This window comes from Flavobacterium sp. B167r, assembly GCF_056824315.1.
Window position 1 is genome coordinate 4,044,579 of record NZ_CP124859.1, and the last position, 16,542, is coordinate 4,061,120.

8 protein-coding genes are annotated in these 16,542 nt (G+C 35.5%); all 8 read right to left on the reverse strand.

The window, feature by feature from the left end; translation table 11 throughout:
• Positions 1–132: 132 nt before the first annotated feature.
• Positions 133–2,556 carry a glycoside hydrolase family 2 TIM barrel-domain containing protein gene (locus QLQ96_RS18110; RefSeq protein ID WP_482492285.1) on the reverse strand — a complete coding sequence of 808 codons (2,424 nt, stop codon included), beginning with the start codon at positions 2,554–2,556 and terminating at the stop codon, positions 133–135.
• 29 nt (positions 2,557–2,585) lie between these two features.
• Positions 2,586–5,054 carry a glycoside hydrolase family 95 protein gene (locus QLQ96_RS18115; protein WP_482492287.1) on the reverse strand — a complete coding sequence of 823 codons (2,469 nt, stop codon included), beginning with the start codon at positions 5,052–5,054 and terminating at the stop codon, positions 2,586–2,588.
• A 25-nt stretch (positions 5,055–5,079) separates the two neighbouring features.
• Positions 5,080–7,059: an alpha-L-arabinofuranosidase C-terminal domain-containing protein gene (locus tag QLQ96_RS18120; protein WP_482492289.1), complete on the reverse strand. Its 1,980-nt coding sequence runs from the start codon at positions 7,057–7,059 to the stop codon at positions 5,080–5,082.
• A 19-nt stretch (positions 7,060–7,078) separates the two neighbouring features.
• Positions 7,079–8,518 (reverse strand): glycoside hydrolase family 28 protein, encoded by a 1,440-nt coding sequence (locus tag QLQ96_RS18125; protein WP_482492291.1) that lies wholly within the window; start codon positions 8,516–8,518, stop codon positions 7,079–7,081.
• A gap of 147 nt (positions 8,519–8,665) precedes the next feature.
• Complete coding sequence (locus QLQ96_RS18130) at positions 8,666–10,195, reverse strand: glycoside hydrolase family 28 protein (protein ID WP_482492293.1); 1,530 nt, start codon at positions 10,193–10,195, stop codon at positions 8,666–8,668.
• Between the two features lie 157 nt (positions 10,196–10,352).
• Complete coding sequence (locus QLQ96_RS18135; protein ID WP_482492295.1) at positions 10,353–11,990, reverse strand: sodium:solute symporter family transporter; 1,638 nt, start codon at positions 11,988–11,990, stop codon at positions 10,353–10,355.
• Positions 11,991–12,047: 57 nt separating this feature from the next.
• The gene (locus QLQ96_RS18140) at positions 12,048–13,190 is read right to left on the reverse strand and encodes an acyltransferase family protein (protein WP_482492296.1); all 1,143 of its coding nucleotides are present in this window, start codon (positions 13,188–13,190) and stop codon (positions 12,048–12,050) included.
• A 120-nt stretch (positions 13,191–13,310) separates the two neighbouring features.
• Complete coding sequence (gene lacZ / locus QLQ96_RS18145) at positions 13,311–16,448, reverse strand: beta-galactosidase, LacZ type (RefSeq protein WP_482492298.1); 3,138 nt, start codon at positions 16,446–16,448, stop codon at positions 13,311–13,313.
• Between the last annotated feature and the right edge of the window lie 94 nt (positions 16,449–16,542).

A 16,542-nucleotide genomic window follows, 5' to 3' on the forward strand; every position in this document is an offset into this window, starting at 1 on the left:
GTTGGTCGCCTCTCGTAATACTCAATACTTAATAATTTATACTCTTTTCAGTTTGTCCAAAAATAGATCAATCGTTCTTTAGAAATCTGTAATAGGAGTTGTTATATCACTAAAATGTCATGATAGATTTAATTATTTTACATTAATAGTAATATCAACAGGTTTTAACCACTGACTTGTGAATTTAACTTTTATAGGCTCTGCCTTATCTCCGCTGGCTTGAATGTAAGCTGCAATATGTCCATGGAAAACTCGCTGCACGTTATCGGTATAATCGGTCATGTCACTGTTGTTCCCTGCTTCAAGTCCTAATAGTACTCCGGGTCCGCTTATTGTGCAAGTAACTTCATTATCTGAAAGCATTACTGGAAGTCCATTCTGATCTTTTACTTGAACCATGATTTTAGCAACACCTTTGTCTTTGCTAATCGAAATATTTTTATTGTCAATAGTTAATTCTACAGGCTGTTGTGTTGTATGAATTGCATAACGGCTTACTTGTTTATCTGTAGCATCTAAACCGATAACCTCCAATTTACCTGAAGCAAAGGGAATATCCCAATATATAATTCCTGTTTGTTCATCATAAACTTTCGTTTGTCCGACTACATTTCCGTTTAATTCCAAACGTGCTTTTGCAGCATTCGTGTAACAAACTACACGGATTTTTTGACCTTCTTCGTAATTCCAAATTGACCAAGCATCTTTAGAAATATCTTTTTCATTCGTTAACGGATAAGTTCCCAAATAAGCCATCGGTTTATCTGACCATAATGACTGGCGGAAATACCCTCGAGGTTTGATAACCCCAGCAAAATCAACTAATCCAGAATAAAATCCTCTCGAAGGCCATCTTCCTGATTCTCCTAAATAATCGATTCCTGTCCAAAGAAATTGCCCAAAAATATGTTTGTTATTTTTTACTTCCAGCCAAGCTTTCGTATCATGACCGTTTTCACTTCCATAAATCACTCTGTTTGGATATTTTTCGTGATCTGACTGGTATTTGCTTTCTGTGTAATTGTATCCTGTAATGTCTAAACTGCCAGGATATTCCGTTTCGTTAGACATTGCGACACCTGCCAAACCAGCAGTTGTTGGGCGCGATTTATCGTATTTTTTAACTGCAGCAACCAATCTTTTTGCAATCGCTCCCAGACGCATGGCATCTGGCGCATCTTTTTTATAACCTCCATAAGTTGCTTGTCCGAAACCATCTTTTCCTTTATCTAGAACAGGATGCGAATACGGATCATTTGGATAATCGACTTCATTACCAATACTCCACGCAAAAACAGAAAGATGATTTCTATCTCTGCGTACAAAATCTTCCAAATCTTTTTCTGCCCAATCAGCAAAAATATCAAATGAACCTTCGTAGCCTGGTGTTCCGTAATTCCAACCTTCTAACCATTTACGTTTCGGAAACTCCCATTCGTCATACGCTTCATTCAGAACCAATAAACCTAATTCATCACAAAGTTCATAAAATTCAGGCGCTTGCGGGTTATGACTTGTACGAATAGCATTTACTCCAATTTCTTTAAGCGTTTCCAATCTCGTTTTCCAAACTTCTCTTGGAACGGCCGAGCCTAAAACTCCAGCATCGTGATGCAGACAAACACCTTTCATTTTCATCCATTTCCCGTTTAGAGCAAAACCATTATTTGCGTCGAATGTGAAACTTCTAAAGCCCGTTTTCGTTACTGTCTTATCGATTTCTTTTCCGTCTTGTAAAACAGTAGTTTTCAATTCATATAAATTCGGATTATCTAAATCCCATAATTTAGGATTTTTGACATTGATTTTTGTCGAAATTTTTCCTTTTTGATTGGAAGGAATCTCAACTTTAGAAGAAGTTTTGGCTATCGATTTTCCATCTTTCGAAATTAATTCATTTAAAACCGTTAAAGTTGTTTTTGCTGAAGAACCGTTTTCTACATCAACTTCTACATTCAAAATTCCGTTTCCATTTTTTACTTCAGGATACGCGTAAACGCCCCATTGTGCAATATGAACTGGATTTGCATACACAATCCAAACATCTCTGTAAATTCCCGAACCGCTATACCATCTTGAATCGGCACTTTTACTATGGTCTACACGAACAGAAATAGTATTTTCTCCGCCATATTTCACGAATGGAGTTGCATCATAAGCGAAAGAAATATAACCATTTGGACGTTTTCCTAACGAATGTCCGTTGATAAAAACTTCACTTCTGTTGTAAACTCCTTCAAAATACAGATATACTTTTTCACCCGATTTGCTTTTCGGAATAGTTAAAGATTTTCTATACCACGCAATTCCGCCAGGCAGATACCCTTGGCTGCTTGCCAAAGTCGGACTCAATTGTCCTTTTATACTCCAATCATGTGGGACATTTACCTGCTTCCATTTGCTGTCATCAAATGAAATATTTTTAGCATCGGCAACATCCTGGAGATTAAATTTCCAGTCATCATTGATTTTATTTGAATCTCCAAATGAAATTTGACTGATAGCTGAAAAGCAGGAGAAAAGAAGTACGGGCAATATAATTTTAGTTGTAAACACTATATTTCGTTTTAATTAATTTTTAAATTTTATTTTAATGGTTTAATCGTGTAAGAAAGTCCTTTTTTAGTATCAAAAACAGCAGTATATCCAATAGAAGATTTCTCGCTTTTAATATTCAGCTTTTCAATTATAAAAGGCTCTGCTGATCTTACAGTACATTTACCACCAATATTAGAGACAATTTTTGTTTGGCTCATTTTACCTTCAGTCCATTTTATGTCTACAGTAAAATTGCCTTTTGCCGTAATTCCTTTTATTTCTCCATCTGTCCACGCGTCTGGAAGAGCGGGAAGCAATTGAATTTCTTTATTCTGACTTTGCATCAGCATCTCTATTACTCCTGCTGTTCCTGCGAAATTTCCATCAATCTGAAAAGGCGGATGCGCATCAAATAAATTCGGATAACATCCTCCATGCCTGCTGTATTTCGGATCATTATCTTTCGTCAATCGCAATTGATTTTTGAATAATCTGTAAGCATGATTTCCGTCTAAAAGTCTTGCCCACATGTTTACTTTCCAAGCTAGACTCCAGCCCGTTCCGTCATCGCCGCGCAATTCTAAAGTTTTCTTTGCCGCCGCTGCAAGCTCAGGAGTTTTCAATGGAGAAATTAAATTGGCTGGATGTAACGCATAAAGATGCGAAGTGTGCCTGTGATGCGGATCTTCATCTTCAAAATCTTTGTACCATTCTTGCAATTGTCCTTTGCTTCCAATTTGAAAAGGCAATAATTCACCCGCTGCTTTATCAACTGTTTGTCTAAATTCAGAATCGATATTGAGTATTTTAGAAGCTTCGCTTGTGTTTTCAAATACATCTTTTATAATACCAAGATCCATTGTTGAAGCTGTTGTAACAACTCCTCCTTTTTTTCCATCATAAAAATATTTGTTTTCAGGTGAAGTCGAAGGCATGGTTACCAAATACCCGCTCTTATCTTTTTGCAACCATTCTAAACTAAATTCGGCAGCACCTTTTATAATTGGATACACTTTTTTCAAATATTCTTTGTCGCCTGTATAGAGATAATGTTCCCATAAATGCCTGCTTAACCAGTTGGCTCCCATATACCAGTTTGCCCACATTGGATCACCTTTTCCGAAATCGCCAACAGGATTGGTCATTGCCCAAATATCTGAATTATGATGCAAAACCCAACCTTTTGCGTGATAATAACTTTTGGCAGTTTCGGCTCCAGTTACAGATGCATTTTTTATGTATTCGTCAAGCGGAAAAAACAATTCAGATAAACTTCCCGATTCAACTGGCCAGTAATTCATCTGTAAATTAATATTTGTGGTGTAATTACTGCTCCAAGGCGCACGAAGTTTATTGTTCCAAATTCCTTGTAAGTTTGCTGGGGTATTGTGCGTACGCGAAGAAGAAATTAGAAGATAACGACCGTATTGAAAAAATAAAGCTTCCAATCCAGCATCTTTTTCTCCTTTTGCATATTGTTCTAATCGAATATCAGTTGGAAGATTATTTTTCTTCGCTTCTGTTTCATTTAATTGTAATGAAACTCGATTGAAGAATTTTTGAAAATCGGCAATGTGTTCTTTTAATAAAACATCATACTTTTTAGAAACAGCTTTTTTAATCGGAACTTCAGCAAACTTATGCTCGTCTTTTCCCTGACTGTCTGGGCATTTATCAAATCCGTTGAAACTGGTTGCTCCTGAAACGAAAAGTAAAATCTCACTTGCATTTTTAATCACCATTTTATTTCCGTCAAAACTTATTTCCCCATCTTTTACAACTGGTTTTATAATTAATTCGAAACGCATTCCTCTACAACCCGTTGGATCTTCATAAACAACTGGTTCTTTGTTATAATCAATATAATTAGGATCTGAGTGTGAAGGCGCTTTTCCTTTTAAAACCAAAGATTGGTTTTGTATTAATTTTTCATTTCGTAAAAGACTTCCTGCATCAATCGTGATAGAAAGTTTCTTTGCCTGATCTGCTGAAAGTTTAATTACAATACACTGTGCTGGAGCAGAAGCAAAGATTTCTCTTTTATAATTTACGCCGTCAACTTTAAAATTAGTCACCGCTAATCCTGTTTGAATATCAAGACTTCTGTTGTAAGAATCCGGTTTTTGTCCTTTAAAATCCTGATTTAAAATCAAATCTCCTAAAGGCATAAAGCTTTCGCTATAAGGCCCCTGCATGTTTTTAGTCAAATTATACGCTTTCTCAAAATCTTCTTTCGTAAGCGCTTCTCTAATTAATGCCAGGTTTTTAAAAGCATCGGGATTTACATTTTTCTGTACAGGTCCGCCACTCCACAAAGTAGCTTCATTTAACTGAATTAACTCAGAATCAACTCTTCCAAAAACCATTGCGCCCAAAGTTCCATTTCCAATAGGAAGCGCTTCTGTCCATTCGACAGCGGGTTTATCGTATTGAAGTTTTAAATCTTGTGAATAACACGAAAATCCAATAATTAAAGCAATAAGTACAAAGACCTTTTTAAAAAAATGATAAAGCATGGTATTTTTAAATAATAATTTACAATTAATTCATTTTCACTTTTAAAACCGTTATTGAATACGCAGGAAGAATTAATTCTTGATTTCCCTTTATTATTTTATATTCACTTTGTTTTGGGGTGATTTTTTTTGGATCGGAAAAAGTATTTTCATCTTGTGTACTTGAACTTGCCAATCTAATTAGAGTGCCTTTTGAACCTAATTTCGCTCCTTTTAAATCAATACTAACTTCTTGATTTTTAGCGGCCGTATTAACCAATTTCACAATAATTTCTTTGGTATTTATATCTTTTACTGCCGATGCATATAAATCATTTTGACCAATTAAAGCTTTTCCTTCTTTTGTAATATTCAATAAATCGGTTCCTTTATTGGTTGAAAATAATTGCTGAACATAGTAATTCGCCGAACCGTAAGATTGTAAATTATTGAACCAAATCATGTCTGGTGTCCATTGCCAAGCATCTTCGTGAGCCATCAAAGGCGCATACGATGTTAATTGAACCACCTCTGCGTTTCGTTCTAAGCCAGTCATAAATGCCGCTTCAGAAAAAGCACATTCCCAATTGTTTCTGTTATTAGGGTTTGCACCTGAAACACTTTGCGCAGCATATTCTCCAGCAAATATTTTTGGACCTTTTCTATCGTAATTATCATAACGGCCTGCATTTTCTCTAAACCATTTCGGGCTTTCGTAATAATGCTCGTCAACCAATTCTGCGTTCAGTTTTTTAAGCTCTTTCATTGCATAATCAAAATGCTCGCCTTTTGGCGAAGGCCCGCTTCCTGAGACAATAATAATGTTTGGATATTTTGCTTTGATAGCTTTTTCAAAAACTTTATATCTTTCAATATAAGCTTCTCCCCATTGCTCATTTCCTACTCCAATATATTTTAAATTAAATGGTTTTGGATGTCCCATATCCGAACGCATTTTTCCCCAGGTTGTCGTAACATCACTGTTTGCAAATTCGATCAAATCTAAGGCATCTTGAATGTAAGGATCCAATTCGTCCATCGGAGCTAATTCTCCTGTATTGTATTGGCAGGCCATTCCGCAACTTAAGATTGGAAGCGGTTCTGCACCAATGTCTTCTGAAAGCTGAAAATATTCATAAAATCCTAAACCAAAACTTTGAAAATAATCTGGTGTTAGCTTATGGTTGAATTCGACATTCCAACGGTTCATCATCGTTTTTCTTTCGTCCACGTTTCCAACTGATTTTTTCCATTGATAACGATCTGATAAGGTTCTTCCTTCTACAATACAACCTCCAGGAAAACGTAAAAATCCTGGTTTTACATCGTATAAAAGTTGCACAAGATCTTTCCTAAGTCCGTTTTTTCTCCCTTTCCAAGTGTCTTCGGGGAAAAGCGAAATCATATCCAGATCGATAGTTCCGTTTCCTTCAAAAGTTATTTTGAGTTTTGCTTTTGCTTCTGTTTGATTACCAATTATTTGCGCCGTATAATTTGTCCATTGCTCCGATTTCGGTATAATATTAGTTTCTCCAATTACTTTTTGATCCTTATCAATTAACTGAATAATGATTTTTTTGATCGCTCCGTCATGATTGGCTGCTTTTAATGAAAGATTGTATTTCGCATCTTTCTTCACTCCCATTCCTCTGAAACCTTCATTTATCAAAATATAACCTTTATCATTGTTAATTTCTACTCGACAAAAATTAGTATTGTTGGCAGCTAAATTAATTGGCACAGCACTCCCCGATTCTTTATTCATCGAAGATCTTTTTGTGTTTGGCTGCTCCCATCCCATTAACGGTTTATCAAATTCAAAAGATCTGTTTTTGATCATTTCGGCATATAATCCGCCATCTGCGGCAAAATTGATGTCTTCAAAAAACAAACCGAACATCGTTGGCTGAATTTTAGTTATTGTTTTCGAAGCATCAACTTCTAAAATTGTTTTTTGAGCATTCATATAAAAACTGCTCAGTATCAAACCGCAAATGGTAAATTTTGAGAGGATCGTATTTTTCATAGTTTTTGAAATGAACTGGTTATTTCTTTATAGCCTCTAATTTAGCAGGAAAAGCCGATTCTCCATCTAAATTAATCACTTTTAATATATCAACATTTTTACTTTCTACAGCATGTTTGAAATAATCTGGGCGATTTTTTCCCCATTGAACGGTGCAATTCTGCACTTTTATACTTTCAGCAGTATCGAAATAAAAACCTGAAGTGCTTCCTTTTACAAAACCCTCCACATTTGCAGGGCGTCTGTCATATAATCCGCCTGGAAAAGAAGTCGTTTTATCTATAAAAACACTCACATTATCAAAGACAATATTCTTGATTTTATCTTTTGATTCGCCGCTTACAAATATCCCATTTTCTCCTGTACATTGAATATTAGAAAAATAAATATTTTTGATTTCGCCTACTTTTCCTTCTGTTGCTCCTTTTGGAAAACGCCAATTTGCATCTTTATGATTTCCTTTAGCCCTGCTAAAAGCCGTTACATAAATCGGTTCTGCCTTTCCCCACCACGTATCGGTGTTTAATTTGCTTTCTATAATGATATTTGAAAAAATAACATCGCTTACCGTTCCTTCATCTCTGTTCTGAATGCCCAAAGCGCGGTTGCTGTTTTTAATGATGCAATTATTGATAACCACTTGTCTGATTGCATCCATATTTTCTGATCCAATTTTAATGGCGCAGCTACTGCTTGTCATTGTACAATTGGTTACGGTAATATTTTCGCACGCACCAAATTCTTCAAATTCTCTTCTGTTTTTCAAACAAATGCAATCATCTCCGCTTTCGATATAACAATCGCTGATTCTCACATTTTTAGAATGATCTAAATCAATTCCATCGCTGTTACGAACTTTCAAACTATTTAACAAAGTAATTCCGCTGATTACAACATCATTACATCCAATTAAATGTACAGTCCAATAAGCCGAGTTACCAATATGAACATCATGAATTCTGATATTTTTTCCTCCAATAATCGTCAAAACATGAGGTCTTGGATCTAATACCTTAAATGGTTTTAAAACATAAGCGTCATCTTCTTCTGCTCCCATAAAAGAAATTCCGTTTCCATCAATTTTTCCGCTTCCGCTAATGGTGAAATCTTCTATATTTTCGCCGCCAATCCAAATTGTTCCTTCACCCGGATTGGTTCTGAAAGCACTTTTTGTATATAATTTTTCATCTGGACTTGCCAATAATTTAGCCCCAGCTTCAATATGCAAATCTACCTTTGATTTTACGTCAATTGGTCCTGACAAAAAGGTAAATGGTGCCGAAAATAAAACTCTTCCGCCTGTTTTGCTACAAGCATCAATTGCTTTTTGAATCGCCGCTGCATCATTCGTTTTTCCGTCTCCCTTTGCTCCGTAACTTTTAACATCATAGACTTTCTGTGCAGAAATTGTTAGAGAAATACAGAAAATAAGTATCGTGATTATAGATTTCTTTTTCATGCTTTTATATTTTAATCTTTATTTTAATTCTAGTTGCGAAGTTCTTTAACGTAGATTTTTTAGATTTAAATAAAAAAAATCTGCTTAAATCTTTTAAATCTGCGTGAAACAAAAAAAATTGCGACTTAGCATTTTTTTAGCTAATTCTTAATGCGCTGGCAATTCAAATTTATTTTGTTCTGGCTCAATTTTTCTTTTTAAAGATTCGCTGTCTAGATTGCTCGACAAAACATCTTTAAAAATAATTTGATCTTTTTTATCCGAAGGAACATCAATTGCATTCATCGTCAGATTCTTAACATCATCAAAAACAAAAGCTGGACGAAAATCTTCTTTATCCAAAATCAGTTTTATGTTCTTCATTACGATTCCGCTTACGTGACGGACATAAAATCCCCAAGAAGGCAGTTCTCCAAACATGGTAAATTCTGGATAACCGTTTATATTTTCTTTGACGTCTTTCAATCGGCTTAAAGGGTGGTACGCCATTCCTTTTGAAGCTCTTCCCGGATATATAATTTCAATATTTTCTAAAGTTACATTTTCGATCAAATGTCCCGGAATCCCAGCAATAGAAGATGGAAAAGGATTATGGAAATAATCTACTTCTGGCCCTCTCATATCGTAATCAATATCTGGACGGCCAAATGGAACCTGGACTTTTACGTTTTTTACTGATACATTTTTGATAGATCCTGGTTTATCTCCGTTTCTGTGACCTAAGCGAATTAAGATTGCATTTCCTGTATTGACAGCCGTAATATCTGAAACTTTGATGTTTTCGATTTCTGCACCATCGACAGATTCAATAGCAACTGCCGACCTGAAGGTATCAAAAACCTTGATATTTTCAATAGTTACATTTTTAAAACTGCCATAAGAACCTGTTCCAAATTTCACTGCATTGGCACTTGACCTTATGGTACAATTACCAATGTAAATGTTATTATTGTGCAGTCCTGGTACCTCCGATTTTAGACAGATTCCGTCATCGGCAGAGTTTATGTTGCAATTGGTAATTCGGACATTTTCGCAACCGTCAAGATCAATTCCGTCATTGTTCCAGTACGCTCTGCTTTCCACTTTCATAAAATCAATGACAATATTCTTGCATTCTCTGAAGCATTGCGTCCAACCTGGACTGTTTTTCAAGATAATCTGCTTCATTGTAACAGAGTCGCACTTTACAAACGAAATCAGTTTTCCCCTTCCATCTTCAGGCCGCATTCTTTTGTAATTGTATTTCGGATCAATGCGCACTCCCGTGTGATGCAGTGAATCAATTGCTAACGCTAGTTCTCTTCCTTGTCCGTCAATAATTCCTTTTCCTGTTACAGCAATATTTTTAGACTCAAAAGCAATAATAAAGGCTCTTATTCCTTCATATTTTGGATAATCTTCTGGATTAATGCTTCCTAATAAAATGGCACCTTCTTCAAAAAATAATTCCACATCATTTTTCAAAACAATACTTCCGGACAGAAATGTACCCTTTGAGAAAACGACTTTTCCTCCTTTGTTTTTATTTGCGGCATCAATCGCTTTCTGGATCGCTTTTGTATTTAAGGTTTTTCCATCTCCAACGGCGCCATATTTTTTAATGTCAAATTCCTTTTGCGCCGAAACGGTTAGCGAAAGGCAAAAAACAATCAACACTATTATAGAATTTCTTTTCATTTTTTTTATTTGATCTTTATTTTATTCTCGCTGCTGATTTATGTTTCACGCAGATTTAAAATGATTTAAGCAGATTATAATTGATATTTAAAAAAAATCTAATTAGATCTGCTAAAATCTGACAGATCTGCGTTAAAAAAACACCTTAATTTCTGAACTACCAGAAAACAGTGTACAAAGCCACTAAAACCCCGATAATGATAAAAGAACCCACTATAAATCCTGAAGATACTTTATACATCGAAGTATCGACTTCAATTTTATGAATTTCAGCTTCTTGTTCAGATACTGGTTTTAGCAGACTTATTACTACCATTATCAAAACAATGATTATAAAAACGATAGTCATTCTATCTAAGAAAGGATAATCAGGAAAAGCGCCTTCTGTCCACATCGGCAGAAATTTCAAAACCGCTGCAATAGGCACAGTCAGCAATGCACCTGCCAATCCTGCTGTTGGAGTAGTTTTTTTCCAAAACATTCCAAGAAGAAAAATCGCCAAAACTCCAGGAGAAAAGAACCCTACATATTCTTGTATAAACTGATAAGCCTGATCTAAAGATTTTAATGCTGGCGCCACAAAAGCAGCGATGATCATACAGACCACCACACACCATCTTCCGGTACGAACAAGCTTTTTTTCAGATGCCTGAGAATTGAAATATTTTTTATAAATGTCTAAAGAGAAAATAGTAGAAATGCTATTGGCTTTCCCAGCCAAAGAAGCTACAATTGCTGCAGTTAAAGCGGCTAAAGCGACTCCTTTTAATCCTGCGGGAAGTAAATTCATTAAAGTTGGATAGGCTTGATCTGGTTTTAAAACTCCAGCTGCATCGACCATTTCCTGCTGAAACATTCCGTTCTCATGCATCACAAACATGGCGATACCAGGCAAAACGGCAATAATCGGAACCAATAATTTTAGGAAAGCGGCAAATAAAATTCCTTTACGAGCTGTTTTTAAATCGGCTCCCAACGCTCTCTGAACAATGTATTGATTGCATCCCCAATACGCTAGATTATTAATTAGCATTCCACCCACTAAAACCGACATTCCTGGCAGTTCATTATAATGCGGGTTGGATTTTTCTAAAATCATATGCAGATGTCCAGGTGCTTGATCTGCAATTACAGAAAGTCCTTTTAAAATATCTTTTCCAAAACCAAACTGCTCTGACAATAACGTCAAGGCAAGATAAGTCGTAACGAGACCTCCGAGAATTAAAACAATTACCTGAAACATATCGGTATATCCGATTACTTTCATGCCGCCCAAAGTTACAATTACAGCAAACAGACTCAATCCGATTACACAAAACTGAAAGCTTATCGGTGCAATAGAAGAAATGGCTAAAGCTCCTAAATATATGATGGAAGTAAGATTAACAAATACATAAATTAAAAGCCAAATAATGGCCATAATTGCACTAACTGTACCGCTATATCGTTTGGCTAAAAACTGCGGCATGGTGAATATTTTATTTTTCAGATAAATAGGCAGAATAAACATGGCCACAATAATTAGAGTGGCTGCCGACATCCATTCGTAAGAAGCAATCGCAAGTCCAATCGCAAAACCCGAACCGCTCATTCCGATAAAATGCTCTGCTGAAATATTAGAAGCTATCAATGATGCCCCAATTGCCCACCAAGTAAGCGAACCTTCAGCTAAAAAATATTCCTGAGAACTCGTTGCAGCAGTTTTTTTAGTTCTGTAAATATACATTCCATAGCTCGTGACTATGATAAAATATATAAAGAATACTATGTAATCTGCGGTTTGTAATACATTCATAATTGTGTGGTTATTTTGTGGTTAGATAGTAAAATGTATTTTAAAATTTCATAGGCATCATATCTTAAGAAACCATTTGTTTTTATAAAGAAAATAAAGCAAGAGAAGCTGTACGACGGTTACAGACAGCGCAACAAATACAGGCTGCCAGATAATTGGCAGGTATTGTATGAGTCCACCGAAAAAATAATCTGCGGTATGTTTAAAATCCACAGAACCTTCAGCTGCCATATAAATTAAAATCGAATTTGAACCAATTAAAATCAATGGGAATGCCCATTTGTGAAAACCAGATAAATCGATTATCAAATAGAAAAAGACAAAAAATAAAATACTGAATCCGCCGACAAAACAGACAAAAGAACTTGTCCATAAATGTTTATTGATAGGAAAATCAATATCCCATATGAGCCCCGCAATAATTAGCAAAATAGCCGTCAAAGCCATCAAAAGTAGTTTTACACTTATCGAAAACTGATTTTTTGCTTTTAAAAATGTTCCTGTAAAAACTCCAAGCAAAGCTGTAGAAATCGCCGGAAGAGTCGAAAAAATCCCTTCAGGATCATAAACAGTGCTATGCAATCTTCCTGGCAAAAACAGACGGTCGATATAACTTTCTAATGATCCTTCTTTGGTTAAGACTCCTGCTCCAAACTCAGGAACAGGAATCCATTTCATAGCTGCATAATAACCAATTAAAATAGCTAAAAACCAAATTAACTGTTTCTTCAAATTAAAATTCAAATAAATGATTCCGGCAAAAAACCAAGCGAGTCCGATTCTTCCCAAAACACTCGCAAAACGGGTATGATCAAATCCGTCAAAACGCAATAATCCATTTACGACAAAACCTAAAACCAGTAAAATACCGGTTCTTCTCAGCATAGAAAGATATATTTTTCGTTTTTCATCTACAGGTAATTCCTGCGGCGTTAGTACACCTGCCAGACTCATTTTCTTCTCGAAAGAATATGGCATGGAAACGCCTGCTACAAACAAAAACACAGGGAAAATCATATCATAAAATGTAATGCCATTCCATTCCGCATGATGCAGTTGCGATGACATCCAAACAAAAATCGGAATTGGTGCAGCTTTCGCTAAAGCGTGAATAATATGTTCACCGCTCATGATCCAAAACATCACAAATCCGCGAAGCGCATCTAAAGAAATTAATCTTCCATTTGTAGGGTTACTCATTTTAGTTTTCAATTTTCGGTCGCAGTTTCATTTAGTTTTCAGTCGCAGTCACAGTATTCAGCGCTAACTGCGACTGAAAACTGCGACTGTGACTAAAACCCAAGCAACAGGTTATTTTAGTTAAAGTGGTTTAATAATAAATCCGTAGCTGTATTCGCTTTCGGTTAATTGATATTGTTCGTGCGGCGGTAATCCCCAGCTGTTGTCTCCTCCTAATCCGCGTTGGGTTAGATCGACACAAACGACAACTTCATCTCTCGGAGTAATATCGCTGGAATGAATATTTTTCTTAGAAATTCCTCCATCAAAATCACTCGGATAATTATTCAAAGTACTCATACCTAAAGGTTGCAGACCTTTTATCTCCAAGCCATTTCCTTTATTGCTTGACAATCTAAACCAGCGTATATCAGTCTTGTATCCATTTTCTTGTGGGCGTGTATAAGGCACATATTGGTCTGCAACTTTACTGGTATAAATTCCTTTGAAGGAAGATGTTTTTCTGTCTGGATAATTTTCTAAAGGTCCTCTTCCGTAATAATCCAGGTTTTCCAATGTATTTTTTAAAGTGAAAATCATTCCGAAACGCGGTAATTCTGGTACAGGATTATTTCCTTTTTTATAAGAGGCCTGAATTTCTAAAGAACCGTCGTTTTCTAATGCATATTTAATCGTATAGTCTGAAGCAACATCATTCAATTTTAAATTCGCAACGATGTATTTTTTGCCGCCTTCTTCACTTTCCTGAATGCTTTCAAGCGATGTGTTTTTTCCAGCTGTTCTCCAGACATTCGTTCTAATCTGCATTTTATTTCCAATATCATTATCGGTTGGAGCTCTCCAAAAATTTGGTTCTGGATATTCTTTAAAGTATTGCTCGCCTTTTAAACTGTAATACGAAATCAATCCTGTTTTTTTACTGATTTTAACGGTAACATTTTCTGAAGTCAGAACAAATTGGTCTTTTTCATCTTGAACTTTTACAGTACTTGATTTTTCCGCTTTTGCGAAATATTTACCGTCTTCGATTACGAATTGTTCTTTCGCGATTTCGAAATTCTGAGGCAATAATTCGGAACCTGTTTTAGTATTTGCAAAAACATTCAATAAATATTCTGTTCCTTCTTTTGAATCAATTTTAGGCAAATCAATTTTAAATTGTTTTTTAGATTTCGGATCTAAAGCAACATTTAAATTTCCTTCTTTAATTACTTTTCCGTTTTCTAAAACTTCATATCTAAAGCTATATTTATTCAAATTGGTAAATCCAAAGTCATTATTAATTTCAATGATTCCGTTTTTGATGTCGATCGCTTTAAATAAAATATTCTGATAGACTTTTTTCACTTCAAAAGCTCCTTGATGTGGCGTTCTATCGGCATAGACCAAACCGTTATGACAGAAGTTTTCATCATTTAAATAGTTCTGACTTCCCATATCGCCACCGTAAGCCCAATATTCTCTGCCTGCATCATCTTTTCTTTTATAGCCTTGATCAACCCAGTCCCAGATAAATCCGCCCTGCATATTTTTGCTTCCGCGAATTATATCCCAATATTCCTGAAAGTTTCCGCTGCTGTTTCCCATTGCATGCGAATACTCACACATGATGTAAGGGCGGGTAACTTCTTTTCTCGCCGCGTATTCTTTCATGTATTCAATCGTTGGATACATCGGGCATACGATATCTGTATTTTCGTTTTCTTTTGCCTGCTCAAACTGAACCAATCTTGTATTATCTCTCTTTTTGATCCATTTGTACGCGTCATGAAAAACAGGTCCGTTAGCGCTTTCATTACCTAAAGACCAGATAATTACAGACGGCATATTTTTATCTCTTTCAACCAGACTATAAATTCTGTCCAAATGTGCTTCTCTCCATTCTGGAAGATAGCCTGGATTGGTTTTTGGATTCATCCATTTTAAAGGTTGTCCTTCTACTCCCATTCCATGACTTTCGATATTAGCTTCATCCACCAAAAACAAACCGTATTTGTTGCATAGTTTTACCCATAAAATATTGTTCGGATAATGACTGCAGCGAACGGAATTGATGTTCAGCTGTTTCATCATTTTGATGTCTTTCATCATTGTAGCTTCGTCCTGATAATGTCCCGTTTCTGGATTATGTTCGTGAATATTAACTCCATGAACCATTAATCGAACTCCGTTTACCAATAATTGACCACCTTTTAATTCGACTTTTCTGAATCCGATTTGTGTACCAACGGTTTCTACAATGTCTCTTTTTGCATTTTTTAAAGTCAGTACTAAAGTGTATAAATTTGGCACCTCACTGCTCCATAATTTAGGACTAGAAACACTCTGATAAAAATTTAAAGTCTGAATTTTTGAAGCTTCTAAATTGACATTCAATTCTTTTACAAATACATTTTTTCCAGAAGCATCAACTAATTTTGCAACTATTTTTTGATTGTTCACCGAAGTTGAAGTCAGATTTTTTAAAGTAATATCAACATTCAAACTTCCGTTTTTGTATTTCGCGTCTAAATCTGGTTTAGCAAAAAAGTCTGAAATACGAACATTATCTGTACTGTATAAATAGACATTTCTATCAATTCCAGAAAGTCTCCACATATCCTGATCTTCAAGATACGAACCGTCACTCCATCGGTAAACTTCTACGGCAAGATCATTTTTTCCTGGTTTTAAATATTTCGAAATGTCAAATTCTGCCGGACTTTTGGTATTTTCGGTGTAACCTACTTTTTCACCATTCACCCAAATGTACATAGCCGCTGTTCCTGCTTCAAAATGAAGAAAAACATGTCGGTCTTTCCAGTTTTCAGGCAACACAAAATCTTTTTTATAAGATCCAACCGGATTATCCCAATGATTAATAAAAGGCGGATTTTTTTCAAAAGGATATGTAATGTTCGTATAAATTGGCACTCCATATCCATTGAGTTCCCAATTAGAAGGCACCTGAAGTTCTTTCCAATGCAGTGTGCTAAAATCTGTTTTATAAAAATCCTTTGGGCGCTCATCTGGTGTTGGCGACCATGAAAATTTCCATTTGCCATTTAAAGAAAAATACCAAGGTGAGTTTTCATACTTATCTAAGATCGCCGAAGTTTCATCTGCATAAGGAAGAAAAGCTGCTCTTGCGGGTTCTCTATTTATTTGAAATACTTCGGGATTTTCCCAATCGTTACGATCTTTTTCCTGTCCTGAAACTGTTGTTAAACAAAGTACAAGAAGGCTTATAAAAAATATTTTGGTTTTGGTTTTCTGCATTATTTTGGTTTTAGATAGCAGGCAATTATTTTTCTAACACATAGAAACATAGTTTTTCTTTGTTTTTAAAGGCGTATCACTTATTTCAAAAAAC